Source organism: Streptomyces sp. NPDC086787, from assembly GCF_044745865.1.
Lineage (GTDB): Bacteria > Actinomycetota > Actinomycetes > Streptomycetales > Streptomycetaceae > Streptomyces.
In genome coordinates, this window is the sequence record NZ_JBIVBC010000002.1 from 383386 (window position 1) to 409382 (window position 25997).

Below are 25997 nucleotides of genomic sequence, written 5' to 3' on the forward strand. Positions count from 1 at the left end.
CGTACTCCTTCCGTGCTCCGCCTACCGAGTTAGCTGTCGGGTTCGGGCGGTCGTTTCGTTTCGGAAGGCGTGCCCTACGGCCCTCGCCCGGGCGGGCGGTCGAGCCGATTCACCCCAATGTCGGTTGGGTCCCCGGCTCCGGTCGCCTGGATGGGGCACCGGACTCGGCGGAGGCCACGCGGTTCGGCGGGGTTCGCCGGGGGATGCCGTGAGGCCTGGGCGTCAACCTAGCCAACTTGTGGACCTCGTGTGAAGGTTGAAGCGCGATATGTCCGATACGTATTTGTGATGTTCGCCCGGAGGTTCGGTGTCGAGGTGACGCACAGGAGCGGATTTCCGTTCGGTCGAGGTGAATCCGTGCGACGGCTGAACACCTGTGCCCGGGGATCCGTATGAGGCGGTTAAGGATTTCTGAGGATTTCCATGCCACCCGGATCCGATGAGACGCAGGGGTACTTCGTGGGACGCAACACGCGCAGGCGGCCGACAGGCGCACGACGCGCGACATTCGCAGCGGTCGCGCTGATGCTGGGCGGAGGAGGGCTGATCGCGGCCAACATCTACGCCTCCGCCAGTGAGAGCGGCTCGGACCAGTCGAACGGCAACCGGGTCCTCTCCGGGGGAGCCTGGACGATCAACTGCCCGGACGTGGGGAACCGGCTGACCCAGGTACCGGAAGGGGCCAGGACGGAGGTGGACCGGCAACTCGCCCAGCTCGACCAGCAGATCGCCGCGGCATACCAGCAACTCCAGCAGTCCGCGCAGGAGCAGCGGCAGGAGTCGTGGTCCGCCGACGACAGTGTCATGAACCCGCTGAAGGAGAAGCGGTCCGAGACGATCGACCGCATCGGGGACGCCATCGACCAGGCGGGCGACCGCCCCGAGGGGCTGGACGACCAGGCGGCGTGCACGCTCCAGCCGTCCGGCAACCAGAACCAGCAGAACGGCGACCAGAACCAGGGCGGCGGCGCTCAGGACCAGGGCCAGAACCAGGGCGGCCAGGACCAGGGGCAGAACCAGGGTGGCCAGGACCAGGGCGGTCAAGGCCAGAACAACGGCGGGCAGGCCGGTAACGGCCCGGTGGCCGCGGACTACGCGGACATCAACTCCGTCCAGCCCAACGCACAGGCCCCCGCCCCGCAGGCCGGCGCCTCCCAGGGCAGCTTCAGCAGCAGCTGTGGCGTCAACGCGAACGGCCTGTTCAACTCCGACAACGTGATCGTGGCCCCCGGCGTCTCCAACGGCGCCCACCACTTCCACGACTACGTCGGCAACCAGGCCAACAACGCGTTCGCCAGCGACGACGACCTGGCCAACGGCAAGACCACCTGTGCCGACCAGGGTGACAAGTCGACGTACTACTGGCCCGTGCTGCGCCTGCAGAACGGCAAGCAGGAGCGCGACGCCGGCGCCCCCGGCGGCGGCACCGAGGGCAACGCCGGCGAGATCGTCACGCCCAAGCAGGTCACGCTGACCTTCGAGGGCAACCCGCGTGGCAAGGTCACCGCCATGCCCCGGCTGCTGCGCATCATCACCGGTGACGCCAAGTCGTTCGTGAACGGCCCGGCCAACGCCAACGCGTCCTGGAGCTGCACCGGCTTCGAGGACCGGCAGCTGAAGGACAAGTACCCGATCTGCCCGGACGGCAGTGACGTCGTGCGCTCGTTCAAGTTCCAGAGTTGCTGGGACGGCCGGAACATCGACAGCGCCAACCACCGCACCCATGTCGCGTTCGCCGACGGCGAGGGCAACTGCCCGGGCGGCTTCCAGCCCATCCCGCAGCTCGTGCAGCGCATCGTCTACGACGTCAAGGCGCCGAGCCTCCAGGACGGCGGCAAGACGGTTCCGCTGTTCGCCGTGGACTCCTTCCCCGAGCAGCTGCACAAGCCGGTCACCGACCACGGCGACTTCATCAACGTCTTCGACGAAAACCTCATGAACCAGATGGTCGACTGCATCAACTCCGGCCGCACCTGCGGTGCCGGAGCGGGGTCAGGCGACAACGGGAACGCCGGTAACGGCGGCAACGACAACGCCGGCAACGGCGGCAACGACAACGCCGGCAACGGCGGCAACGACAACGCCGGTAACGACAACGCCGGTAATGGCGGCAACGACAACGCCGGTAATGGCGGTAACGCCGGCGGCGACAACAACGGCGCCGGTGACGGCAATGGCGGCGACACCGCGACCGAGCAGCCCCCGGCCGACACGCCGGACGCGCCGGTCAACGAGCCGGCGAAGGGCGGTTCGGTGAACGCCCCCGCCACGGAGCAGCCCCAGGTCTACGCCGAGCAGGCCAAGCCCGAGACCAAGCCCGAGACGAAGACCCGGACCCAGCCCGCCGAGATCGGCGAGCCCGCCCGGATCCCGTCCACGGCGGCGAACGCTCCTTCGGCCGCCGCCGTGCAGACCGAACCCCAGGCGACCGGGGGCGGACTTGCGGAGACGGGCGCGAACCTGTGGCCCGCGGCGCTCGGCGGGCTCCTGGTGATCGCCGGCTTCGTGGTGCTGCGTCGTATGGGACGCGGCTCCGCCTGACGTACGGATCAGGCCAAGCGCAACGTGCGCTTGGCCAGTTCGTAGGCCGGGAGCATGGCCTCGTGCTCCTCCGTGTCCATGCCGCCGAGATGCACCACGACCGGCCCGTCCGGGGTGACGACGGCGAAGGCGCTCTCCTTCTTCGTCTCGTCCAGGAGCTTGGTCGTGTAGAGGTAGTCCACCTCGACCCCCGAGAGGCCGCCCGCCGTGAACGGGCGGTACCTCGCCTCCTTCGTGTTCTTCTCGGCGGCCACGAACGCCCGCAGCACCCCGCGGGCGTCCGCGCCGCCCGGTGACCCCGTCCACGCGCGCAGGAACCCGATGTTCCCGGCGGGCTTGGCGTCGATCTCACACGCCAGGGTGACCGGGCCCTGACGCAGCAGCGCGTCGGCGAGGTCGCCGTCCGAGCCGGCCTTGCCCGCTCGGACGGCCTTCGCCTTCCAGCCCTCCGCGGTGCCGAAGGCGACCGGCAGCTCACAGGCCGAATGCGCGGCGCCGATCGTGCCGCCGCTCTTCGCGACCTCGGTCGCCTCGGTGTCCGTACCCCTCGACCCCCCGGCCGTCGCCGAAGCCGTCGCCGACGGCTTGGCGTCTCCGTCCGCCGGCTCCGCGCATCCGCTCAGCGCTCCCGCGAGCAGCAGCACCGGTGCCAGTCCGGCCCGCGCGGTGCCCTTGGTGATCCGCACCTCGGTCCCCCCTCATCGATCCAGGTCGGACAATGTATCCGAGGGTGGCTAGGCTGCTGGTCGTGGCCACCCTGCTGATCGTCCATCACACGCCCTCGCCGAACTGCCAGGCGATGCTGGAGGCGGTGCTGTCCGGGGCGACGACACCGGACATCGAGGGCGTCCGGGTCGTACGCCGGGCGGCGCTGGCCGCGACCGCCTCCGACGTGCTCGCCGCCGACGGCTATCTGCTCGGCACCCCCGCGAACCTCGGCTACATGTCCGGAGCCCTCAAACACTTCTTCGACCGGGTCTACTACCCGTGCCTGGACGAGACCCGGGGCAGGCCGTTCGGCTACTACGTGCACGGTGGGAACGACGTCACGGGCGCGGTGCGCGGGATCGAGTCGGTCACCACCGGCCTCGGCTGGCGCCGCGCCGCCGATCCGGTGACGGTGACCGGCGAGCCCGGCAAGCCCGACATCGAGAAGTGCTGGGAACTGGGCGCGACGGTCGCCGCGGGCCTGATGGGCTGAGGCCTTACGCCATTCGAGCCGTGGAACCGGGTGCGGAAGGGGCCGCCCGGGGTGTGTTGGTAACCCGGCTGGGCGGTCCGGATGGTGCGCGCGGGAGGCCTGACTGACGGTGGTTCATGTCGAGGCCGGGTGATCCCCGCTGATGGAGTATCGGCCGCCCGGCCACGGCGGAAGGACTTCCAGATGCGTTCTGCCCGCTTGATCCTCGCCTCGGTGGCCGCGGCCGCCGCGTTCGTGATCGCCACGCCCGGCGCTCATGCCTCGGGAAGCGAAGACAGCCGCGACGACTCCTCGTACAGCAAGGAGAACAAGGAGAACAAGGCGAACGGTGATTCGCACAGCAAGAACGACAGCGATTCCGGAGGCGGCCGCGACGAGCCGCGTGGCGGCATGCACACGGGTGGCGGTGCGCTTGCCGCTCTGACGGTGAGCGACGACTGGAGCACGGACAACAACAGCAATAACAGCAACAGCAATAACAACTCCAACAACAGCAGTAACAACAACAGCAACAACAACAGCAAGTACGACCCCGAGACCTACAAGAACGACTCCTCCTCGGGCAAGGGCAACAGCTCGTGGGACGACGACTCCGACAAGCCCAACGGCGGCATGCACACGGGTGGCGGCGGGCTCGCCGACTCGGGTGGGGTCAGCGCGGGCGGGATGGCCGTCCTGGCCGTCGGTGTCACGGGCCTCTACGCACTGCGGCGCAGGCGCGGCGCGGCGCAGGCGTCGTGATCCGCCGCTCTCGTTGCTTCCACCGCTGACGAACCAGGGGCCCCGAGGCCGCCGCCGCACGCACCGTGCCGGCGGCCGGCCTCCCTTCAGACCCTCCCTTCAGACAACGAGTGAGGTGGAGTCCGATGGCGGCTTCCGCGCCGTCCGCGTCCTCCGGCGGGCGTCTGACGATGTGGGTGGTGGCGACCCTGCTGCTGGTCGTCAGCGTGCTCGGCGGCCACGGTAGGACGTCCGAGGCATCCCGCGCCGCCCTGGGCGACTCGCCCGCCGCACACCCGGCGGGCAAGCATCTGCCCCGTTCCACGCCGACGCGCCTGCTCATCCCGAAGATCGGGGTGGACGCCCCCTTCACATCCCTGATCATCGGCCCGACCGGGCAGCTCCAGGCCCCGCCCGCCGACGACGTGAACCTCGTGGGCTGGTACGCCAAGGGGGCCGCGCCCGGAGAGGCGGGCACCGCCGTCATCGCCGGGCACGTGGACACGACCACCGCCGCGGCCGTCTTCGCCGGACTCGAGGAGCTCAAGACCGGCGACCACTTCTCCGTACGGCGGACCGACGGGCGGACGGCGGACTTCGTGGTCGACAGCGCCGAGATGTTCGACAAGGAGAACTTCCCCAGCCATCGGGTGTACGGCGACACCCCGCGTGCCGAGGCCCGTCTCATCACCTGCGCCGGCGACTACGACCACACGGCCCGCGACTACACCGAGAACCTGGTGGTCTTCGCCCACCTCGTCTGACCCGGTCCACCTCGTCCGGCCCCGTCAAGGGAACCGTCAGAGGTTGACGGCCTTCATCCCGGCCTCGTTGTAGCGCTCCCCGGCGGCCTGCGGCAGCTCGGCGTCGATGCGGGCCAGGTCGTCCTTGGTCAGTTCGACGTCGACCGCACCCGCGTTCTGCTCCAGGTACGTGCGCCGCTTGGTGCCGGGGATCGGCACCAGGTCCTCACCCTGCGCCAGCACCCAGGCGATGGCCAGCTGCGCCGGTGTCACGTCCTTCTCCGCGGCGATCTCCTTCACCTTGGCCGCGAGCCGGAGGTTCGCGTCGAGGTTGTCGCCGGTGAACCGGGGACCGGTGCGACGGAAGTCGCCCTCGTCGAGTTCCTCGGGGGAGGTGAAGCGGCCCGCGAGGAATCCGCGTCCCAGGGGCGAGTAGGGGACGAACCCGATGCCGAGCTCCCGGCAGGCCGGCAGGACCTCGGCCTCCGGGTCGCGGGTCCACAGCGAGTACTCCGTCTGCACGGCCGTGATCGGGTGCACGGCGTGTGCGCGGCGGATGGTGGCGGCCGAGGCCTCGCTGAGGCCGATGTGCCGGATCTTGCCCTCCGCCACCAGCTCCCCGAGTGCTCCGACGGTCTCCTCGATCGGCACGTTCGGGTCGACACGGTGCTGGTAGTACAGGTCGATGTGGTCGGTGCCGAGCCGCTCCAGCGAGCCGTGGACGGAGCTGCGGACGTGCTCGGCGGAGCCGTCCTGCCGTCCGACGGTGCTCATGTCGCCCGGTACGGCGTCGTCCATCCGGTAGTTGAACTTCGTGGCGATCACGTACTCGTCGCGATGTCCACGGATCGCCCTGCCGACGAGGGTCTCGTTGGTGAGGGGCCCGTACATCTGCGCGGTGTCGAGGAAGTCGATGCCGAGTTCGAGCGCGCGCCGGATGGTCTCGACGCCCTCGTTCTCGTCGGTGGAGCCGTAGAAGGCGGACATGCCCATGCAACCGAGGCCGATGGTCGATACCGTGAGGTCTCGCAGACTGCGCCGTTCCATGTGTCGCGGTCCTTCCCTGTGATGGTGATCATCGTGATGATCGCTTCGGTGTTCCGCGTTCTGGACGCTACGACTTGAAGCGCGCTCCAAGTCAAGGTGAAGGTCAGCGGTGTTCGTGCGCGGCCCGTTCCAGCTCGGCGGCCTCCGCGTCGGCGATGCGCTGCTCGGCCGCCACGTCGATCGACCGGCTCAGCCCCCAGTACAGCAACGCCGAGACCGGCAGCCCCACGAACAGTGAGATGTCCGCGCCGCCCAGCGCCTTCGCGGCGGGTCCGACGAAGAGGGTGCCGACCGAGAAGAACGGGATCATGACAGCGAACCCCACCAGGTACGCGATGATGCCGTGCGCGCCCCAGCGTCCGTAGATGCCGCGCGGGTTGAAGATCTCGGCGACCGCGTAGTGGCCGCGGCGCACGACGTAGTAGTCCATCAGGTTCACCGCGGTCCACGGAATGAACAGGTAGAGCACCAGCAGCAGGAAGTCGTTGAAGTTCTCAAGGAAGTGGGCCGTGGCGGCCAGCGCGCCGACCAGCGAGAGCGCCGCGGTCAACCCGATGGTCAGCAGCCGGACCAGAAGCGTCGGCCGCACCTTGCGGAACGAGTCGATGGCGCTGATCAGCGTCAGCGAACCGCCGTACATGTTCAGCGCGGTGACCGAGACGAGTCCCAGGGCGGCGAACAGCAGCACGACCGCGCCGAAGCCGTCGAACACCTGGTCGCCCGCCGCGTTGATCGAGCGGATCGTGTCGAAGTCCTTGCCCGCCCAGGCGGCGAGCAGCGCTCCGAGCACCATCAGCCAGATGCCGCCGAGCGCCGAACCGAAGTAGGTCCAGTAGAACGTCTTGCGGACCGTCACGCCCGGCGGCAGGTAGCGCGAGTAGTCCGACACGTAGATGGCCCAGCTGATCTGGTAGCCGGCGACCACGCCGAACTGCGCGAGGAACGGCGTCCAGCGGAAGCCGCCGACGTCGAACGAGCCCGGCGGATAGTGCAGGTTCACGAGGACGCCCACGGTGAAGATCCCGAAGACCACCAGGAACACATACGTCAGCACACGCTCTGCTCGATGGATGACGTCGTACCCGACCAGCGCGATCACGAGCGCCACCACCGTGACCACGGCCACCCACAGCCTGACGCCGCCGTGCACCGTGGCATGCAGGGCCTGACCGGCCAGGATGGTGTTGAAGACGTTGAACCCCGCGTACTGCACATAGGCGAACAGCCACACCAGGAGGGCGCCGACGTAACCGAACTGCGGTCGCGACTGGATCATCTGCGGCAGGCCCAGCTGCGGGCCCTGGGCCGAGTGGAAGGCCATGAAGAAGGTGCCTAGCAGGGTGCCCGTCACGATCGCGACCAGTGACCAGAGCAGATTGCCGCCCTCGGTGATGCCGATCAGCCCCACGGCCAGCGTCGCGATCTGCGCGTTCGACATGAACCACAGGGGCCCGAGGTGCCACAGCTTGCCGTGCCGCTCGTCCAGCGGGACATAGTCGATGGACCGGACCTCCAGGCCCGGCACCCGGGACTGTGCTGACGTGGTCACGGTGCCTCCCGAGGGCTCGTACGCCTCTGTCGTCACACTGCTACCCCAGGGCGATCTGCGCACCCGGGCGAAAGCTGGGATCATGAGCGGGACAGCACTGCCCGGGGCCTGACGGACGGGGTGGTGAGCGCAGTGACTGCGGTCCAGAAAAACTCCGAGAACGCCGAGAACGCCGAGAACGCGGAAGACGCCGAGAACGCCGAGAGCGCGGCCGGCGGGGGTGGCGAAGCGGGGCCGACGGCCGACGCGTACGTCGATCCCCTGGGCGAGCCGTTCCTGCGGACGCGGTTCGCGCTGCCGACGGTGCCCGCCACCTTCCTGCGCCGGGCCCGGCTGGCCGACCACCTCGACCAGGCCCTGTACACACCGCTCACCGTGGTCAACGGCGCGGCCGGCGCCGGCAAGACACTGCTGGTCGCCGACTGGGCCGCCGGCCTGCCCGGGACCGAGACGGTCGCCTGGCTCACCAACGACGCCGGAGAGCAGGGGCCCGGCGTGTTCTGGGCGTATCTGCTCCAGTCCCTGCGCGCCGCGGGCGTCCCGGTCTCCGGCGAGGTCGGCTGCCCGGCGGACGCCGGCCCGGTGGACCACAAGCTGCTCGCCCGGCTCGCCGCCGAGCTCAGCGCCCTCGACCGGCCGGTGATCGTGGTCCTCGACGAGTACGACCAGGTGACCGCGCCGGAGATCGCGGACCAGCTGGAGTTCGTCCTGCACCACGCGGGGCGCGGCATGCGGCTGATCCTGGTCACCCGCACCGAACCGCTGTTGCCGCTGCACCGGTACCGGGCGGCGGGCGCCATGACCGAGATCCGCAACGCCGACCTCGCCTTCACCCCCGAGGAGGCGGCCACCCTGCTGGACCTGCACGGACTGAGCCTGCCCGAGCCGGCCGCGCGCGCCCTCGTGGATCGCACCCGGGGCTGGGCCGCGGGGCTCAGACTGTGCGCTCTGGCCGCCCAGGAGAGCCCGGATCCGCAGACATACCTCAAGGAGTTCGAGGCAGACCGCAGCGCGGTCGCGGACTTCCTCCTGGCCGAGGTGCTCAGACAGCAGACCGACCGCACCCAGGACCTGCTGCTGCGGGTCAGCGTCCTGGACCGGTTCTGTCCCGAGCTGGCCGAGGCCCTCACCGGCGACGCCGGAGCGGCCGGCGCGCTGACCGAACTGCACCGCCAGAACGCGTTCGTGGAACACCTCGGGCACGACTGGTACCGCCTGCACCCGCTGTTCGCCGAGATACTCCGGGCCCATCTGCGGTCCCGTACCCCCGGCCTCGAACCGGAACTGCACCGGCGGGCCGCCGAGTGGCTGCGCCGCTCCGGATCCCTTCCCGAGACCCTCACGCACGGTGCCGCGGCACAGGACTGGGATTTCACGGCGCGCGCCCTCGTCGACGACCTCGCGATCGGCCAGCTCTTCACCGGCCTGCGCCGCGACGACCTGACCGAACTGTTCTCCCGGATGGGACCGGAGACCGCCGACCCCGCCGCCGAACTGGTGCGCGCCGCCCGCGCCCTGTCCCGGCACGACCTCGACGCCGGCCTCAGCCATCTGCGGGCCGCCGACCAGCACCTCACCAGGGACGACGCCGATCCGGCCGGCCGGCTGAGCCGCGCCCTGCTGGAAGCCCTGGCGGCCCGGCTGGCAGGCTCCTGCAGCAGGGCCGAGAAGGCCGTGGAACAGGCCGCGGAGCTACGGCACCGGGTCCCCGCCCACCTGCTGGACAAGCATCCCGAGCTGACCGCGCTGCTGCTGACCCACCTCGGGTCCGCCCGCCTGTGGGCAGGACAGTTCGACGACGCGCGCGCCGCCCTGTCCGCCGTGGTCGAGGGCTCCGGCGGCGCCGCGACGGCCCTGCCCCGGGCGGAGGCCCTCGGGCACCTGGCGCTGATCGACCATCTCAACGGCTGGCCGGGCAGGGCCGAACGCAAGGCCCTCGCGGCACAGGCGGAGACCGAGCGGTTCGGGCTGCCGCAGCCGTCCGGCTGCGCCGTCGGACGGCTGGTCCTGGCCGCCGTGGCCGTCGACCGGGCCGAACTGTCCCGGGCGCGGGCCCTCCTGGACGAGGCCGCCGACGCCCGCCCCGACTTCCAGGACCCCGTGACGGCCGCGGCACGGTCCATCGCCACGGCACGGCTGCTGCTGGCCCGCGGCGACACCTCGGGTGCCGTCGCGGCGGCCGACCCCGCCGTCCCCGCCGACGTCCCCTCGCCCTGGGCGGAGGGCCACACTGCGCTGATCAGCGCCGCCGCCCACCTGGCCGAGGGACGGCCGGACAGCGCCGCGGAGGCGCTGGAGCGGGTGCCCTGCGAGGACCAGCCGGCCTGCGCCGTACAGATGGCCCGTGTCCGGCTCGCCGAAGGGGACCGCGAAGCCGCCGTAGAACTGCTCGGCCACCTGGGCACGGGCGGCCGGGCCGGCCCCGCGGTGACCGTCCGGGCCGCCCTGATCCGGGCCCAGGCCGCCGACGAGGAGGGCGACACCGCCGCCGCGCGCAGGCTGCTCACCCAGGCGCTCCAGGAGGCCCGGCGGGACCGGCTGCGCCGCCCGTTCCTCGAAGCCGGGCCGCGCATCCGGCGGCTGCTGCGCACGGCACCCCAGCGGGACTCGGCCGCGGGCTGGCTGACGCCGGACGGTCCCCGGCCGGACGGCACGGCAGCGGCCGTGGCGGAGGCCCCGCCCTTCGTGGTGGAGGAGCTCAGCGGCCGTGAACGGGACGTGCTGCTGCGGCTGTCCCGGATGATGTCCACGGAGGAGATCGCCGCCGACCTCTACGTCTCGGTGAACACCGTGAAGACCCACCTCAAGAGCGTCTACCGCAAGCTCGCGGTGAACCGCCGCAGCGACGCGGTGCGCAGAGCGCGTGAGCTGCGCCTGCTGTAGGTCGTGAGCTGTGGCCGCTGCAGGACACGACCGTCACTGCCGGTCTGCCTCGCTCTGCCCGTCCTCCTGGTCCCCCTCGCTCCCGTCGTCCTCCGTCTGCTGCCTTCGCAGCCGTACCGCGACCGCGCTCGTCAGCACCCGCACGGCGACGCCCGCGAGCAGCAGGCCACCGGTCATCTGGAGCATCGTCATCACCCGGCCCACCTGGGAGCGGGCGGTGATGTCGCCGTACCCGACGGTCGCGAAGGTGGTCAGGGTGAAGTACAGGGCGTCGGTCTTGGTGAGGCGTTCGCTGAAGGACCCGGGACTGGTCCCGTCGAGCACGTAGTAGGAACCGGCGAACAGCACCAGGAACAGCACCAGCGTGGCGCCCAGGGCCTCGACGGCCTTCAGGCGTGGGTGCGGCGAGCTCAGGATCGCGTAGGCCTCCCACACGAACACCAGGACCACGGCCACCAGCCCGCCGAGCAGCAGCCAGGAGGTGGCGGTCGTACTGCGTTCGCGCAGCGGCAGCAGGTAGTAGGCGGTGACGAGTCCGGTCGTGATCACAAACGTGCGGGCGCACGCCACCACAGCCGGCCGGTGCGGTCTGGGCAGGCGGGGCCGCCCTGTGCGTCCATCCCTCATCCCCTCATCCATCCCCTTCATCCATCCATCTCCTCATCGTCACCGGTGCGCTCCGGTATCACCCGCCGGGGGTGACCCGTCGGGCGACGGCAGGCGGGACGCTGGCGCGGTGAGGCCCTCGCTCCCCGTCCCGCAGGCGGCCCGGGGGCGACCCGTCCGAACGTGTGAGGAGGAGCCATGACCGAATCACGCGGGCCGGAGCCGGGTCCCGGGCCGGGACACACTCCCGGCGGGGCGGACCGCACAGGGGCGAGGGCCCCGCGCCGGGCCGGGAGACCGATCGCGGCGCAAGGTCACCCGTCCCGGGTGAGGCCCCGGGGCGAGGCTCTGGGCACGCTGAGATCGGCGGCAATCCGCCGCCGGGCGCCTGCCCGGAACGGAGGAGTCACATGAGCCCTCAGACGTACCTCGCGTACGACTATCCACTGATGAGCGCCTTCTGGACCATGCTCTGGTTCTTCCTGTGGATCCTGTGGTTCATCCTGCTGTTCCGGGTGGTCGTCGACGTCTTCCGGGACGACACCCTGAGCGGCTGGGCCAAGGCCGGCTGGCTGCTCTTCGTGGTCGTACTGCCCTTCCTGGGCGTGCTCGTCTACGTGATCGCCCGCGGCAGGACCATGGGCACCCGCGAGATGGACCGGGCACGCGTGCAGCAGGAGGCCTTCGACTCCTACATCCGCAGGACGGTCGAGGGCGGCGCGAACCGGCCCACCGGTGTCGACGAGCTGGCCAGGCTGTCCGAGATGCGCGCCCGTGGCGACATCACGGACGAGGAGTTCACCAGAGCGAAGGCGCTGGTCCTGAGCGACCACGGCCCGGCGGAGCGCCCGGGTGGCGCCGTTACCACCGCCTCCGGCCGCTGAGTACATCCGACGAAAGGGAATCGAGGCACGGGCATGACCGCTCCACGCACTACGCACACGCAAGCGCGTACGGCCAAACAGCAGTGGGCCTACGGTCTGACGGCGTTCGCGGCCGTGATGCTGATGATCGTCGGGATACTCGACATCTTCCGCGGCATCATGGCGATCGCCCAGGACGACGTGTTCGTCACGACGCCCAACTACGTGTTCAAGTTCGACCTGACCGGCTGGGGCTGGGTCCACCTGATCCTGGGCGCGGTGGCCGTCATCATCGGGCTCGGTCTGTTCCAGACGCAGATGTGGGCCCGCGTCGCGGGCGTGACCATCGCCGGGCTCATCATCATCGCCAACTTCCTGTCCATGCCGTACTCGCCGGTGTGGTCGATCGTGATGATCGCGTTCTCGGCGTTCATCATCTGGGCGCTGTGTGTGAACCCGAGAGGTGACTCATCGGCGGCGCCACCTGGTACCGGTACGGGTACGGGTACGGCGGGCATGTCCGGGCCCGCGGGAACCTCAGGGCCCACCGTCTAGCGCGGGCCACGTGTCGTAGGTCAGGTCCCCGGTGCCGATGGTGCGGCACCGGGGACTCTCACGTGCATGCGAAAGGTCGTCGCAGCTGCGTGACGCGATCTGCGGGTAGTGGACGCCGACGCCGATGCCGCGGGCCTTCAACTGCGCGTGCACCTCGTCCCGGTTGGAGATGAGGACCTGGCACAGGTGCGGCACGGACCGGTCAGGGTCGACGTCGACCAGCCTGACGTCCAGGCCGGCGAGCGCTTGCCGGTGGGCGCGCCACAGGATGCGGCGGGTCGTCTCGGTCTTCTCGAAGTGCGGGAGCTGGGCGAGGCCGATGGCGGCGTTGATGCCGGACATCTGGTAGCGCAGCCCGAAGCCCTCCACCTGGTAGTTGGTCGTCCGGCCGCGTTCGGCCTGGGACTGGACGACGCCGAGCATCCGGATGCGGCGGGTCGTGTCGGCCTCGGCGCGGGTACGGGGAATGACGATGCCGCCCTGCCCGCAGGTCAGGTTCTTGATCGGGCCGAAGGAGAAGCAGGTCAGGTCTTCGGTGGCGCCGACGCGGCGGGCGCCGTTGCGGGAGCCGAAGGCGTGCGCGGCGTCCTCCACGATGGCGATGTCCCGGGCGGCCAGCTCCTTGCGAGTCCGGGAGAAGTCGACGGCCCGGCCACCACCCCGCAAGACGCCGTTCAACGCGCGCACCACGTCCTCGACAACGTTCCAACGGCGGAGCCTGGGGCGTGGCTGTGGTCCAGGCACTGAACCTGAGCAGTGAGTTCCCGGAGGCGGCCCGGCCGTATCAGGCCGCTCGGCCGGCTGCGGATTGCACCCGTTGCGGACAGTGCGCAGCTACTGGCGAAAACCCCCCGAGAACTCCCTGGGCTTGTAGACGATCATTGAAGGCCGCCACCCGTCTTGCGGGTGACGGCCTTCAATATCTACGTCGATCATGCCTGTCTGCGCAGGTCAGATGTCAGATCAAGGAGGCCCGGCCGACACCGGCCCCGCCCTGCTCGGCCGAGGTGCACACCTTGTCAGGCCGCCGGGGACGGGAAAGTCGGGTACTCGACCCCGGAGACGTGCTGGACGACTCGGACGACCTGGCAGGAGTAGCCGAACTCGTTGTCGTACCAGAGGTAGAGGATGGCGTTGTCGCCCTCCACCTTGGTGGCTCCGGCGTCGACGATCGAGGCGTGGCGCGAGCCGATGAAGTCGCTGGAGACCGCGTCGGGGGCCGTGGTGAAGTCGATCTGGCGGCGCAGTGGCGAGGTCAGCGACACCTCACGGAGGTGTTCGAGGACCTCCTCGCGGTCGGTCTCACGGGCCAGCTGCAGGTTGAGGATCGCGATCGAGACGTCCGGCACCGGGACACGGATCGAGCTGCCGGTGATCCGGGCCTTGAGGTCGGGCAGGGCCTTGGACACGGCGGAGGCGGCGCCGGTCTCGGTGATGACCATGTTGAGCGGCGCGGAGCGGCCGCGGCGGTCGGCCTTGTGGTAGTTGTCCAGCAGGTTCTGGTCGTTGGTGAACGAGTGGACGGTCTCCACGTGACCGCGCAGCACGCCGAACTCGTCGTCCATCGCCTTCAGCGGCGGGACGATCGCGTTGGTGGTGCAGGACGCGCACGACAGGATCTGCTCGTCCGGCTTGATCATGTCGTGGTTGACGCCGTGCACGATGTTGGGCACGTCGCCCTTGCCGGGCGCGGTCAGGACGACCTTGTCGACGCCGGGGCGCAGGTGCTGCGACAGGCCCTCGCGGTCGCGCCACTTGCCGGTGTTGTCGATGAGGATGGCGTTCTTGATGCCGTACGCCGTGTAGTCGATCTCGCTCGGGTCGTTCGCGTAGATCACCTTGATCGCGTTGCCGTTGGCGAAGATCGTGCTGTTCGCCTCGTCCACGGTGATCGTGCCCTGGAACTGCCCGTGGATGGAGTCGCGGCGCAGCAGCGAGGCGCGCTTCACGAGATCCTGCTCGCCGCCACCGCGCACCACGATCGCGCGCAGTCGCAGTCCGTTGCCGGAGCCGGACTTCTCGATCAGCAGCCGGGCGACGAGGCGGCCGATGCGGCCGAAGCCGTAGAGGACGACGTCGCGGCCCTCGCCACGCTCGATCTTGTTGGCGCCGGTGGCGCCCACGACGGCCTCGGCGGTGAACGCCTCCACCGTCAGGCCGCGGTCGTCGGCCTTGTAGGTCTCGGCCAGCAGGCCGATGTCGATCTGCGACGGGCCGAGGTCGAGCGTGGTGAGCGCCTGGAGGAACGGCAGCGTCTCGGTGACGGTCAGTTCCGCGCCGGCGATCTGCCGGGCGAAGCGGTGGGTCTTCAGAATGCTGACCACCGACTTGTTCACCAGCGAGCGGCTGTGCAGCAGGACGGTGACGTCCCGCTCACGGTGCAGCTTTCCGATGATCGGGATCATGGATTCCGCGATCTCTTCGCGGTTCTTCCAGTCGGTGAACGAGTCGTCGTTGACAGTCACAGCAATCTCTTTCGAGCTAGGTGGCGCTCATATGCTAGCGCCACCATCATTTCGTCATTCCATCGGGTCGCCCGAGCGGGATGCCGTGACCGTGCCGGTGCCGAGGGTCAGGGGTTCAGCTTCATCGGTGAGCAGTCCTTGAACCCGTCGTCCACCGCGCACTCCACCAAGGGGCCGCCGACCTGCGTGAACAGCTCGGCGACGGGGTGGCCGGACGCACCCTGACCGCTGTCCGCGGCCAGGGCCGGGCCCGTGGCCGCGGCCAGGCCGGCACCGGCCAGCAGTGCCGCCGCCATCGCTCGCCTTGTGCGCATCGTCACGTTCATCTCTTCCGCTCCTCGGGGGCTGTCGTCGCGATACGGCCGATCCAACGAAGGCGGGGAGGGGCTGGACACGGTGGCGGAGCGTAATCTTGCTGACGTCTTGTGACGGCGAAGGCACGATGCGACGCTTCCTGTCCGCCGGGGGACTTCGGGAGTGGGGTGGCGGATGGATCTTGAGCTGCGGCATCTGCGTGTGCTGTGCGCGATCGCCGACGCGGGCAGCGTCGGCCGTGCCGCGACCGACCTGGGGTACTCGCAGCCCGCCGTCAGTACCCAGCTGCGGCGGATCGAGCGTTACTTCGGTGAGCCGCTGTTCGAGCGCGGAGCCACCGGGGTGCGGCTGACGCCCTACGGCGTCGACGTCGTCGCCCAGGCCCGCGACGTCCTCGCCCGCGCCGACGCGATCGGCCGCCGCCCGGCCGGCGGTGCCGCGGAAGGACGCAGGGTTCTGCGCGTGGCCGCGACCAACTCACCGGTACTGCCGGGAGCCGTCTCCCGGTTCCGGGCCCGGCGGCCGGACATCGACCTCTCGGTGAACAGCGTGTACTCCTCCGCGCGGATCGTCGAACTGCTGGAGGAGGGCGCGGTGGACGCCGCCATCGCCGCCGACTACCCGGGGATGGAGCTGACCCACTCGGCCGCGGTGACGCACCGGGGGATCGTCACCGAGCCGACCTTCGTCGCGCTCCCGTCCGGCCACCGGCTGCGGCACCGGGCCCAGGTCGCGCTGGCCGACCTCGCCGAGGACGCGTGGTTCCTCACGCCGGACGACGGCGCGGGCTGGCCCGGCGTCTTCTACGCGGCCTGCGATGCGGCCGGGTTCACTCCGCTGACCGTGCACGAGTTCTTCGGCGACCGGCTCCAGTTGCAGAGCATGATCGCCGACGGGCTCGGCGTGTCCCTCGTCCAGCCGACCCTCCGGCCCATCCCACAGGTGGTGGTCAAGCCCCTGGCCGGTACGCCACTGTGGTGCCGCTATGTGCTGGCCTGGCGCAACGGCGCCGTGACCGGGGAACTGGCCGAGACGCTCTTCCAGTCGGCCGTCGCCGCGCACCGCGAACTCGTCGCGCAGTCCCCGCACCTGAGGACCTGGGCCGCGCGCACCTGGCACGTCACCGGCGGCTGACGGTCAACTGACGTACATCCGCCGGATGTTATGCCGTGCCAGTGCCATGTGCTATGTCACACGGCATTGTTGGCGCGTCCCGCCCTTGGCACAGTGCTGCACACGCCTCACACCCCCATGGAGGCGCGTCCACCCGTTGAGGAGCCCCAGATGCGCTACCGCTCCGTGCTGCCCAGACACGCGGCCGGCACTCTCGCCGTCTGCGTCACCCTGGCCGGCCTGCTGGCGACACCGGCACTCGCAGCACCCCGAGCCGCGGCCGCCCCCACCGCCCCCACCGCGTCCCGGACCCCGGCGCCCCCGCCGTCCGGCTCGGCCGCCGCCCCCACCGATCATCCCGTCGACCGCCCCGCCACGCCCGCCCGGCGGGTCAGCCCGGCCCAACTGCCGCCGCTCTCACCGGCGCACCCGTCCGCCCGTCCGTCCGCCCTGAGCCGAGCGGTCTCGTGCACGCCCGACGACTTCGGCGGCCGAACCGGCGCCGCGCTCGTCGCCTTCATACGATCCTCGACCCCCGACTGCGTCAACACCCTGTTCGCGGTCACCGGCACGGCGGCGCACGACGTGTTCCGCCAGGCCCAGATGGTCACCGTCGCCGACGCCTTCACCCGCGCCGCCGGCACCTACCGCGGCGACAACACGAACAACGTGTGGCAACTCGTCCTCTTCCTGCGCGCCGGCTACTACGCGCAGTTCAACAACCCCTCCGACGTCGGCCCCTACGGCGCACGTCTCACCCGGGCCACCACGGCAGGGCTCGACGCCTTCTTCGCCCGCAAGCACTCCCGGGACGTGACGGCCGCCAACGGCAACGTGCTCGGCGAGGTCGTCATCCTCACCGACAGCGCCAACCAGCAGGCCCGCTATCTGGACGTCTACCAGCGGCTGCTCGACGACTACGACAGCTCCTACGACACCGTCCCCGCCATGCTCGCGGCGGTCAACGACGTCTACACGCCCCTGTGGCGTGGCAACTGGAACCCGGGATATGTCGAGGCGGTCGGCGCGGACCCGGGCATCATCGACACCCTCGACACGTTCGCACGTGACCACCTCGACCTGCTCGGCACCGACCGCGCCTACCTGGACGCCAACGCCGGGATGATCCTGGCCCGCCATGTCGAGCACCCCGAACTCCAGCCGCTTGTACGGCCGTTGACCAGAGGGCTGCTCAACGCCTCGCACATCACCGGTCCCACGGCCGGACTCTGGGTCGCGGTGGCCACTCAGGCCGACGCCTACGACGGCGCCAACTGCGCCTACTACGACGTCTGTGACCTGCCCGGCCGACTGACCAAGGCGGCCCTGCCCATCACCCACTCCTGCGACGCCGCGCACACCATCCTCGCCCAGTCGCTCACTTCCGCCGACCTCGACGCCGCCTGTACCAGCGTGCTCCGCCAGGACGCCTACTTCGGCGCCCTGGTCAAGAGCGACGGACCCATACCGGGCCAGTACGCGTCGACCATCCGGCTCGTGGTCTTCGCCAGCCGCGCCGACTACCAGACCTACGCCGGGGCGATCTACGGCGTCAGCACCGACAACGGCGGCATCACCATGGGGGGAGACCCCTCCGACCCCGCCAACCAGCCGATGTCGATCATGTACCAGAAGGACTACGACGACGGCTTCACGGCCCGCATATGGAACCTCAACCACGAGTACACGCACTTCCTCGACGCCCGTGACGACATGGCGGGCGCCTTCGCCACCCAGATCTCGGTACCCGACATCTGGTGGATCGAGGGCCTGGCCGAGTACGTCTCCTACGGATACCGGGGGATCACCTACGACCAGGCGGTCACCGAGGCAGGACGGCACACCTACCGGCTGAGCACGCTGTTCCAGAGCACCTACGACAACAGCGACACGACCCGCACCTACCCGTGGGGCTACCTCGCCGTCCGCTACATGTTCGAGAACCACCCGGCGGACATCCAGCGCATGCTCGTCCGCTTCCGGGCCGGTGACTACCAGGGCGGATACGACGTCTACAACGCCGGCATCGGCACCCGCTACGACGCCGACTTCGACCGGTGGCTCACGGCCTGCGCGTCCGGCGCCTGCGCCCACGCATAGGCCTCATTCCGGCGGCGGCCCCTTGGGAGGGGGGCCGCCGCCCCGGGCGCGGTCCTCACCACCCGGTCCTCCTCACCACCCCGTCAGCAGCAGGTGGTTGACCAGCAGCGCGAGCAGGGCCTGGGCGGTGAGCCAGGCCCGTGGCCGGGTGAGCAGGGCGCAGGACGGCAGCAGCCACAGGGCGAACGGCACCCAGATGCGTTCCGTCTCCGCCTTGCTCATGCCGGACAGGTCGGCGACCAGCAGTGCCAGCAAGGCGCCGAAGACGAGCACGGCGAGCCGGGCCTCGGCGGCCGAGAGCCGGCCGTGGAGCAGGTCCGCCCGGTCCCGGACGAGCGCCGCACCGGCCCGGCCGAGCCCGGCTGCCGTCGCGAACCCGGCGATGAAGACAGTGCACGCCAGGTTCGCCCACACCCAGTAGCCGTAGGGACGGGTGCCGCCGACCCCCTGGTAGTAGCGGGTCACCAGTAGCCGGTAGCCCTCCCACCAGTCGAAACCGGCCAGCGTGAACACGAGCGGGACCACGGCGAGTCCGGCCAGCAGGGCGGCCGACCCGCGCAGCAGAACGGCCGGCCGGATCCCGGCCGGGCCGTGTCCGCGAAGTCCCGCCCGGCGGGCGACGCCCGGCATCGCGCCCAGCAGCAGCACCGCGGCCCCGATCAGCGCGAACAGGGTGAGGCCGTAGGAGAGATAACAGGTCAGGCCGAACAGCAGCCCCGCGCCGAACGCGGCCACGGCCCTGCCTCCCGCCCCCGGAGCCCCCCGCACCGCCAGCGCGAGCAGCGCGACGGACCAGGCGGCCACCGCCGCGAAGTAGCCGTCGGCGGACGTCCCGACCCACACCGCGGCCGGTGCCAGCACCATGAACGGCGCGGCCCGCCGGGCGAGATCGCGCCCCGCGAGCAGACCCACCGTCAGCAGCACGGCGACACAGGCGGTGGAACCGACCGTGATGCACCACGCGCCCGCCCAGCCCCCGCCGCGCAGCCCCAAGTGGTCGAGCAGCACGAAGGTCACCGTCGCGGCCGGCGGGTGGCCCGCGATATGGGCGGGCCAGGGATCGGGGGTGCCCCACACGATGTGCCGGGTGAAGTCGCTCAGTGCGGCGGGGATGTCGTGGAAGCGGTCCACGACGCGCAGATACTCGTTGGTGGTGGTGAGCCGGCCCGCGACGCCCCGCTGCCAGCCGTCCACCAGCGCCAGCGACCACGTCCAGGCCAGTGAGGCGGCCCAGGCGGACAGGAGCATCGCCCGCCACGACAGCCGTCCTGCGAGCGAGGGGCCGTACGCCACCACGGCCACCGCCACCGCCAGGGCGGCCGGGGTCCCGGGACCGACATGCGGATCCCACTCGGCGAACAACGGCGGCCAGTGGACGAACAGGGTGCGGTGGGCGTCCTGGATGTGACGGCCGACGAGTACGGCCGTGAGGACGAGCAGGGCTGCGGACGCGACGGCACACAGGTCGCGGAGGAAAACACGGGTCACACCGAAGACGCTAGGCCGGAACCCGGCCGGGAAGCCCGTGCACGGGCCGGACGTCAGCGTTTCGTCATGGGTCGGGAGCCCTGTTCGGCGCATGTCCCGGCCTACCGTCGGGACATGCGCGACCAACGCCTCCCCACCTCACCCGGCTTCTGGCGAAGCCCCGTGCGCGGACCCTGGTTCACCTCCGTGCTCGGCCTCGTCCTCCTCGTCGGCATCACCGTCCTGTTCGTGACCGGGCTGCTCTCCTACGCCGCCTACAACCCGGACCTCTCGCCGGTGAACGACCAGACCCCCGGCAAGGGGATCCTGGGCTTCTACCTCTTCTCCTGGCCGACGCACCCCTACTGGCTCTACCGGTTCACGCAGGGCGTCCACGTCACCCTTGGCCTGACGCTGATCCCCGTCCTGCTGGCCAAGCTGTGGTCGGTCGTGCCGAAACTGTTCACCCTGCCACCGGCCCGCTCCCTCGCCCACGCCCTGGAGCGGATCTCCCTGCTGCTGCTGGTGGGCGGCGCCCTGTTCGAGTTCATCACCGGCGTGCTAAACGTCCAGCTCGACTACGTCTTCCCCGGCTCCTTCTACACCCTGCACTTCTACGGCGCCTGGGTGTTCTTCGCCGCCTTCCTCGCGCACGCCGTCCTCAAGACGCCCGCCGCCCTGCGCAATCTGCGCGGGTTGCGCGGTCCCGGCGAGGAGGGCGAACTCGTGGCGCCCCGGCCCGATCCGCCCACCGTCTCCCGGCGCGGGGCGCTGTGGTTCGTCGGCGGCGGCTCCCTGCTGCTGTTCGGGACCAGCGCGGGCCGCAGCTTCGACCAGCCCCTGCGCCGCACCGCGCTCCTCGCGCCGCACGGCTGGACCGACCCGGGCAGCGGCCCCGGTGGCTTCCAGATCAACAAGACCGCCGCCCACGCGGGCATCACCGCGGCGGAGACCGGCGACGACGCCTGGCGGCTGGTGGTCACCGGCCGCACCGGGACCGTCCGGCTGAGCCGCGCCGAACTCGCCCGGCTTCCGTTGCACAGCTCCGCGCTGCCGATCGCCTGCGTGGAGGGCTGGTCCACCTCGGACCAGTGGTGGCGCGGGGTGCGACTGCGCGACCTCGCGGCCCTCGTCGGACACGACACCGATCCGCCGGACCTGTTCGTCGAGTCGCTCCAGCGGCATGGCGCGTTCCGCCGGGCCGCGCTGCGCGCCAACCAGGTGGCGGACCCGCGCTCCCTGCTCGCCCTGTACGTCAACGGCGAGGACCTGACCCCCGACCACGGCTACCCGGCGCGGGTCATCGTTCCCGGCGCGCCCGGTGTCCTCAACACCAAGTGGGTGGGCCGGCTGACCTTCGGAGAGCTGCGATGAGGCGACCTGTCATGAGAAGCCGGATCCCCGTCGGCAGTCCGCTGCAACTGCTGCTGCTGGCCTGCTCGTTCGCGCTCGCCGGATACGCCGGAGTGCGGCTGCTCGCGGGCGACTGGTTCGGTGTGGTGCTGTGGTTCGTGGGCGTGGCCGTACTGCACGACCTGGTGCTGCTTCCGCTGTACGCCACGGCGGACCGCGTCCTCACCCGGGGACTGGGCGCGGCCGGCCGCCGCACCTGGGCGATGTACGTCCGGGTGCCGGCGGCGCTGTCCGCGCTGCTGCTCCTGGTGTGGTTCCCGCTGATCAGCGGCCGGACGGAGGAACGCTACAGGCGGGCGGCCGACCTGTCGACGGACGGCTTCCTGACCCGCTGGCTGCTGATCACCGCCGTACTCTTCGGCGGCTCCGCCCTGCTGCTGGTACGGCGGCTGCGCAGGGCGACGAAGGAACGGTCGCCCGAGGTCCACTGAGCGACGGCACGCCAGCCCCCGGCCTCCGCATGGCGGAGCAGGGCCGGCGTGCCGAGCCGCGCCCACGGGAACGGGGTCCCGGCCGGGTGCCTGCCGCTCAGCCGGACGATCTGCACACTGGCCCGCTCGTCGATGTCGGCGGGCACCGTCTCGGCGATCAGCAGGCCACCCGGCGCGAGGAGTTCACGCAGCCGGAGAAGCAGCGCACCGGGGTCGCCGCCGATACCGACGTTGCCGTCCATGAGCAGAGCCGTTCCCCAGCGGCCCTCGGCGGGCAGCGGCTCGAAGACCGAACGGCACAGTGCCGAGCCGCCGAGCCGCACGGTGTGGGCGACCGCGGCCTCGCTGACGTCGATGCCGAGGACCCGCCGTCCGCGCGACGCGAGGGCGGCCACCAGCCGTCCCGGACCGCACCCGACGTCGAGGACCGCGCCCTCGCAACGGGCCAGCACCGCCAGGTCGGTCCGGTCGGCGTCGGCGCACCAGCGCTCCACCTCCAGCGGAAGGAGCCAGCCGTCGGCCCGGCGCAGGAACAGCGGACCACGCCCCGCCCGCACGGCCTCGGCATACGCGTCCGCCCAGGGGCGTGCGGTGACGGTCGGCACGATCTCGTGCGCGGTGCTCATCGGCCGGTGACCGCCGTCAGCCCGGCGAGCGTGGCCGCGAACCGGCCGCCCGGCACCGCGGCGGCGACCGACTGCGCGTCCGCGGCGGTGTCCACGTCACGCAGCCGGGGCAGTTCACGCACCCGCAGTCCCGCGGCGACGAGCCGCTCCCGCTGGACCGCACCGGTCACCGGCGTCGACATCGGCACGCCCCGCAGCAGTCCCGGGTCGGGCTCGGCCAGGCCGAGTGCCCAGAACCCGCCGTCCTCGGCGGCCCCGAACCAGGCGTCGCAGCCCGCGAAGTCCACCGTGAGCAGAGCGGGCGTCACCTGCGGGGTGTCCATGCCGATGAGCAGGGCCGGGCCCGCGCACCGGGCGAACGCGTCGGCCAGCCGCTCGTCGAGGCCGCCCGCGCACTGCGGTACGACCTCGAACCCGGGCGGCAGCCAGGGGCCCGGCGTGCCGTCGAGGACAAGGACCCGCCGGGCGGCGGGTGTTGCCGCCACGGCCTCCAGCGTGTCCTGGAGGGCCGCCTGGGCCAGCGTCGCCGCCTGAGCGGGAGTGAACGGGGGCGTGAGCCGGGTCTTCACCCGGCCCGGGCGCGGTTCCTTCGCGATGACGAGCAGTGTGTTCACCGGGGCAACCCTTCTCGGACGGGTGGTTCGGCGAGGACGCGGCGCATGTCGCGCACCGCCTGCCAGGTGCCGCGCCAGGTGCCGGTCACCTTCGAGGCGCCGGTCCGCGGCAGATACGGCACGTCGTGCTCGGTGACACGCCAGCCCGCGTCGGCGGCGCGCACCACCATCTGGAGCGGATAGCCGCTGCGCCGGTCGGTCAGGTCCAGGGCGAGCAGGGCTTCGCGGCGGGCGGCCCGCAGCGGGCCGAGGTCGCGCAGCCCGAGACCGGTACGGCGGCGCAGCATCCGGGAGAGTGCCAGGTTGCCGACCCGCGCGTGCGCCGGCCAGGCGCCCCGGCCCAGCGGTCGGCGTCTGCCGAGCACCAGGTCGGCCGTGCCGTCGCGCACCTCGTCGACGAACGGGACGAGCAAGCCGGGGTCCAGTGAGGCGTCACAGTCGCAGAAACAGACGATGTCCGCGGTGGCGGCGGTCAGGCCCGCGTGGCAGGCGGCGCCGAACCCGCGGCGCGGTTCGCACACCACGGTGGCGCCCATCGCACGGGCGACGTCCGCCGAGCCGTCGGTGGATCCGTTGTCCACCACGAGGGCCCGCCAGCCGCGCGGGATCCGGGCGAGCACCCAGGGCAGCGCCCCGGCCTCGTCCAGACACGGCAGGACCACGTCGACGGCCGGGGACGCTTCCGGAGAGGCCGGAGAGGCCGGAAAGTGGGGAGAGGTCGTCACGGCTTTCACCCTACGAACGTGAACCGGACAAAACGGGCTTCCGCTCCTTACGAAACGCGGACGTCGAGGGCACGGCGGGACCCGCGCCGTCGCACGTGGCGGGCGGGGTGGGAGGCTGGACGCATGCAGCAGTCGTACGAATTCGAGGAGCCGTCGCCCGGCGGCCGGGCCGGCGGGGGCGCCCGCGTCCTGGTGGTGGACGACGATCCGACGGTCGCCGAGATCGTCTCCGGCTACCTGGACCGCGCGGGCTATGTCGTGGACCGTGCCCCCGACGGGCCGACCGCGCTGAGCCGGGCCGCCGCGCACTGGCCCGATCTGGTGGTCCTGGACCTCATGCTGCCCGGGATGGACGGCCTGGAGGTGTGCCGCCGGATGCGCGGGCGCGGCCCCGTGCCGGTGATCATGCTCACCGCACGCGGCGACGAGGACGACCGCATCATGGGCCTGGAGGTCGGCGCGGACGACTACGTCACCAAGCCGTTCAGCCCGCGTGAACTCGTCCTGCGCGTCGAGTCGGTGCTGCGCCGCACCCGGCCCGGCGCGGGTCTCGTCCCGCTGGCCGCGGCCGGGCTGCAGGTCGACCCCGGCTCCCGCCGCGCCACCAAGAACGGCGAGGAACTCGCCCTCACCCTGCGCGAGTTCGACCTGCTGACGTTCTTCCTGCGGCATCCGGGCCGGGCCTTCAGCCGCGAGGACCTGATGCGAGAGGTCTGGGGCTGGGACTTCGGTGACCTGTCCACGGTCACCGTCCATGTCCGCAGGCTGCGTGGCAAGGTCGAGGACGACCCGGGCCGGCCCCTCCTCATCCAGACGGTGTGGGGCGTCGGCTACCGCTTCGAGACGGCGGTCTCCGGCGACCGCGAAGGGAGCTGACCGTGCGGGACAGCCTTCTCATCGTGCTGTACGCGTTCCTCGGTGCCACCGCGACGGGGCTGGTCGGAGCGTTCGTGCTGCGGCTGATCCGCAAGCGGTCGGTCACCGCCTCGCTCGCCGTGGTGGCGGCCGTCGCCGTGTTCGCCATGCTCTCCGGCACCCTGGCGGTGGCGCAGGCGATGTTCCTGTCGCCGCACGACCTGCGGGTGGTGACGACGATCGTCGTGATGGCGGCCGTCGTCTCGCTCGCCACCGCGCTGCTGCTCGGCCGCTGGGTCGTCGCGCGCAGCCGTGAACTCCAGCTCGCCGCACGCTCCTTCGGTGACGACGGCGACTTCGCGGTCCCCGATGTGCCCGCCACCGCCGAACTCGCCGCGCTGAGCCGGGAGTTGGCGGCCACCAGCGCCAGACTCGCCGAGTCCCGCGAGCGCGAACGTGCCCTGGAGTCGTCCCGCCGGGACCTGGTCGCCTGGATCTCGCACGACCTGCGCACTCCGCTGGCCGGGCTGCGTGCCATGGCGGAGGCCCTGGAGGACGGTGTCGCCGCGGAACCGGACCGCTACCTGAGGCAGATCCGCACCGAGGTGGAGCGCCTCAACGGCATGGTCGGCGACCTGTTCGAGCTCTCCCGCATCCACGCGGGTTCCCTGGCCCTGTCCCCGTCCCGGATCTCCCTGTACGACCTCGTGGGCGACGCCCTCGCGGGGGCCGACCCGCTCGCCCGCGAACTCGGTGTGCGGCTCGTCGGCGACCGGGTGGAGCCCGTCCCGGTCGAGGTGGACGGCAAGGAGATGAGCCGTGTGCTCGGCAACCTGCTGGTCAACGCGATCCGCCGGACACCGGCCGACGGAACGGTGGCGGTGACCGCGGAACGCCGCCCCGAGGGCGTCGTGGTGTCCGTCTCCGACGCCTGCGGCGGCATTCCCGAGGACGACCTGCCCCGGGTCTTCGAGACCGGCTGGCGCGGCACCCACGCCCGAACCCCTCCGGCCGGCGCCGGCCTCGGCCTCGCCATCGTCCGCGGCATCGTCGAGGCCCATCAGGGAAGCGCGGCCGTGCACAACATCCCGGGCGGCTGCCGGTTCGAGGTGACACTGCCCGCGGCCGGGAGGTGACGGCGGGCGCGTCGGCCGGCTCGTGCACG

23 protein-coding genes and 1 riboswitch are annotated in these 25997 nt (G+C 71.2%); of the genes, 12 read left to right on the forward strand and 11 right to left on the reverse strand.

Annotated features, from left to right (window positions below; all coding sequences use genetic code 11):
- Positions 1 to 2 precede the first annotated feature (2 nt).
- A riboswitch (cyclic di-AMP (ydaO/yuaA leader) is annotated at positions 3 to 180 on the reverse strand.
- 345 nt (positions 181 to 525) lie between these two features.
- Complete coding sequence (locus ACIPK3_RS07975) at positions 526 to 2541, forward strand: DUF1996 domain-containing protein (RefSeq protein ID WP_402567847.1); 2016 nt, start codon at positions 526 to 528, stop codon at positions 2539 to 2541.
- 8 nt (positions 2542 to 2549) lie between these two features.
- Here ACIPK3_RS07975 and ACIPK3_RS07980 read toward each other — a convergent pair whose 3' ends face one another.
- Positions 2550 to 3227 carry a lipoprotein gene (locus ACIPK3_RS07980; protein WP_402567271.1) on the reverse strand — a complete coding sequence of 226 codons (678 nt, stop codon included), beginning with the start codon at positions 3225 to 3227 and terminating at the stop codon, positions 2550 to 2552.
- 62 nt (positions 3228 to 3289) lie between these two features.
- Here ACIPK3_RS07980 and ACIPK3_RS07985 point away from each other — a divergent pair, with 62 nt between their 5' ends.
- The 3 genes from ACIPK3_RS07985 to ACIPK3_RS07995 all read left to right on the forward strand — a co-directional run bounded on the left by ACIPK3_RS07985 (position 3290) and on the right by ACIPK3_RS07995 (position 5226).
- Positions 3290 to 3742 carry a flavodoxin family protein gene (locus ACIPK3_RS07985; RefSeq protein WP_402567849.1) on the forward strand — a complete coding sequence of 151 codons (453 nt, stop codon included), beginning with the start codon at positions 3290 to 3292 and terminating at the stop codon, positions 3740 to 3742.
- 183 nt (positions 3743 to 3925) lie between these two features.
- Positions 3926 to 4483, forward strand: coding sequence for a hypothetical protein (locus ACIPK3_RS07990; RefSeq protein WP_402567273.1), 558 nt, complete (start codon positions 3926 to 3928; stop codon positions 4481 to 4483).
- 125 nt (positions 4484 to 4608) lie between these two features.
- A complete protein-coding gene (locus ACIPK3_RS07995; protein ID WP_402567274.1) occupies positions 4609 to 5226 on the forward strand; it encodes a class F sortase in 618 nt (205 codons plus the stop codon).
- 36 nt (positions 5227 to 5262) lie between these two features.
- Here the strand turns inward: ACIPK3_RS07995 and ACIPK3_RS08000 are convergent, their stop codons facing one another.
- Together ACIPK3_RS08000 and ACIPK3_RS08005 are read right to left on the reverse strand one after the other, a co-directional pair.
- On the reverse strand, positions 5263 to 6252 hold the full coding sequence (locus ACIPK3_RS08000; protein ID WP_402567276.1) for an aldo/keto reductase: 990 nt from the start codon (positions 6250 to 6252) through the stop codon (positions 5263 to 5265).
- Between the two features lie 103 nt (positions 6253 to 6355).
- Positions 6356 to 7777, reverse strand: a complete 1422-nt coding sequence (locus ACIPK3_RS08005) for a purine-cytosine permease family protein (protein WP_402567851.1) — start codon at positions 7775 to 7777, stop codon at positions 6356 to 6358.
- 156 nt (positions 7778 to 7933) lie between these two features.
- Between ACIPK3_RS08005 and ACIPK3_RS08010 the strand changes: the two genes are divergently transcribed.
- On the forward strand, positions 7934 to 10684 hold the full coding sequence (locus ACIPK3_RS08010) for a LuxR C-terminal-related transcriptional regulator (protein WP_402567853.1): 2751 nt from the start codon (positions 7934 to 7936) through the stop codon (positions 10682 to 10684).
- 33 nt (positions 10685 to 10717) lie between these two features.
- Here the strand turns inward: ACIPK3_RS08010 and ACIPK3_RS08015 are convergent, their stop codons facing one another.
- The gene (locus tag ACIPK3_RS08015) at positions 10718 to 11311 is read right to left on the reverse strand and encodes a potassium channel family protein (RefSeq protein ID WP_402567277.1); all 594 of its coding nucleotides are present in this window, start codon (positions 11309 to 11311) and stop codon (positions 10718 to 10720) included.
- Positions 11312 to 11700: 389 nt separating this feature from the next.
- Between ACIPK3_RS08015 and ACIPK3_RS08020 the strand changes: the two genes are divergently transcribed.
- Both ACIPK3_RS08020 and ACIPK3_RS08025 read left to right on the forward strand, forming a co-directional pair.
- Complete coding sequence (locus ACIPK3_RS08020) at positions 11701 to 12174, forward strand: SHOCT domain-containing protein (protein ID WP_402567279.1); 474 nt, start codon at positions 11701 to 11703, stop codon at positions 12172 to 12174.
- A gap of 33 nt (positions 12175 to 12207) precedes the next feature.
- On the forward strand, positions 12208 to 12708 hold the full coding sequence (locus tag ACIPK3_RS08025) for a hypothetical protein (protein WP_402567280.1): 501 nt from the start codon (positions 12208 to 12210) through the stop codon (positions 12706 to 12708).
- Here ACIPK3_RS08025 and ACIPK3_RS08030 read toward each other — a convergent pair.
- From ACIPK3_RS08030 to ACIPK3_RS08040, 3 genes are all read right to left on the reverse strand, one after another.
- Positions 12691 to 13386: a DegT/DnrJ/EryC1/StrS family aminotransferase gene (locus ACIPK3_RS08030; protein WP_402567281.1), complete on the reverse strand. Its 696-nt coding sequence runs from the start codon at positions 13384 to 13386 to the stop codon at positions 12691 to 12693. The two genes, ACIPK3_RS08025 and ACIPK3_RS08030, sit on opposite strands and share 18 nt — an antisense overlap.
- 341 nt (positions 13387 to 13727) lie before the next feature.
- Positions 13728 to 15173 carry a glyceraldehyde-3-phosphate dehydrogenase gene (locus ACIPK3_RS08035; protein ID WP_402567283.1) on the reverse strand — a complete coding sequence of 482 codons (1446 nt, stop codon included), beginning with the start codon at positions 15171 to 15173 and terminating at the stop codon, positions 13728 to 13730.
- Between the two features lie 107 nt (positions 15174 to 15280).
- Positions 15281 to 15499, reverse strand: coding sequence for a hypothetical protein (locus ACIPK3_RS08040; protein WP_402567284.1), 219 nt, complete (start codon positions 15497 to 15499; stop codon positions 15281 to 15283).
- Between the two features lie 163 nt (positions 15500 to 15662).
- Between ACIPK3_RS08040 and ACIPK3_RS08045 the strand changes: the two genes are divergently transcribed.
- Both ACIPK3_RS08045 and ACIPK3_RS08050 read left to right on the forward strand, forming a co-directional pair.
- Positions 15663 to 16622, forward strand: a complete 960-nt coding sequence (locus ACIPK3_RS08045) for a LysR family transcriptional regulator (RefSeq protein ID WP_402567285.1) — start codon at positions 15663 to 15665, stop codon at positions 16620 to 16622.
- A 150-nt stretch (positions 16623 to 16772) separates the two neighbouring features.
- Positions 16773 to 18701 carry a collagenase gene (locus tag ACIPK3_RS08050; protein WP_402567287.1) on the forward strand — a complete coding sequence of 643 codons (1929 nt, stop codon included), beginning with the start codon at positions 16773 to 16775 and terminating at the stop codon, positions 18699 to 18701.
- Between the two features lie 72 nt (positions 18702 to 18773).
- Here ACIPK3_RS08050 and ACIPK3_RS08055 read toward each other — a convergent pair whose 3' ends face one another.
- On the reverse strand, positions 18774 to 20189 hold the full coding sequence (locus ACIPK3_RS08055) for a hypothetical protein (RefSeq protein WP_402567289.1): 1416 nt from the start codon (positions 20187 to 20189) through the stop codon (positions 18774 to 18776).
- A 114-nt stretch (positions 20190 to 20303) separates the two neighbouring features.
- Between ACIPK3_RS08055 and ACIPK3_RS08060 the strand changes: the two genes are divergently transcribed.
- On the forward strand, positions 20304 to 21542 hold the full coding sequence (locus ACIPK3_RS08060) for a molybdopterin-dependent oxidoreductase (RefSeq protein WP_402567291.1): 1239 nt from the start codon (positions 20304 to 20306) through the stop codon (positions 21540 to 21542).
- 325 nt (positions 21543 to 21867) lie between these two features.
- On the opposite strand, the gene ACIPK3_RS08065 is transcribed toward ACIPK3_RS08060, so the two are convergent.
- From ACIPK3_RS08065 to ACIPK3_RS08075, 3 genes are read right to left on the reverse strand one after another with little or no spacing between them, the layout of a single operon-like run.
- A complete protein-coding gene (locus tag ACIPK3_RS08065) occupies positions 21868 to 22638 on the reverse strand; it encodes a class I SAM-dependent methyltransferase (RefSeq protein WP_402567292.1) in 771 nt (256 codons plus the stop codon).
- Positions 22635 to 23252: a DUF2064 domain-containing protein gene (locus ACIPK3_RS08070; protein ID WP_402567293.1), complete on the reverse strand. Its 618-nt coding sequence runs from the start codon at positions 23250 to 23252 to the stop codon at positions 22635 to 22637. Before ACIPK3_RS08070 ends, ACIPK3_RS08065 begins: the two co-directional genes overlap by 4 nt.
- Positions 23249 to 23986, reverse strand: a complete 738-nt coding sequence (locus ACIPK3_RS08075; protein WP_402567294.1) for a glycosyltransferase family 2 protein — start codon at positions 23984 to 23986, stop codon at positions 23249 to 23251. Before ACIPK3_RS08075 ends, ACIPK3_RS08070 begins: the two co-directional genes overlap by 4 nt.
- A gap of 114 nt (positions 23987 to 24100) precedes the next feature.
- On the opposite strand from ACIPK3_RS08075, the gene ACIPK3_RS08080 reads away from it, so the two are divergent.
- A complete protein-coding gene (locus tag ACIPK3_RS08080) occupies positions 24101 to 24853 on the forward strand; it encodes a response regulator transcription factor (protein ID WP_402567295.1) in 753 nt (250 codons plus the stop codon).
- A 2-nt stretch (positions 24854 to 24855) separates the two neighbouring features.
- Entirely contained in the window at positions 24856 to 25968 is a 1113-nt protein-coding gene (locus ACIPK3_RS08085; RefSeq protein WP_402567296.1) for a sensor histidine kinase, read from the forward strand.
- The last annotated feature ends 29 nt before the right edge of the window (positions 25969 to 25997 follow it).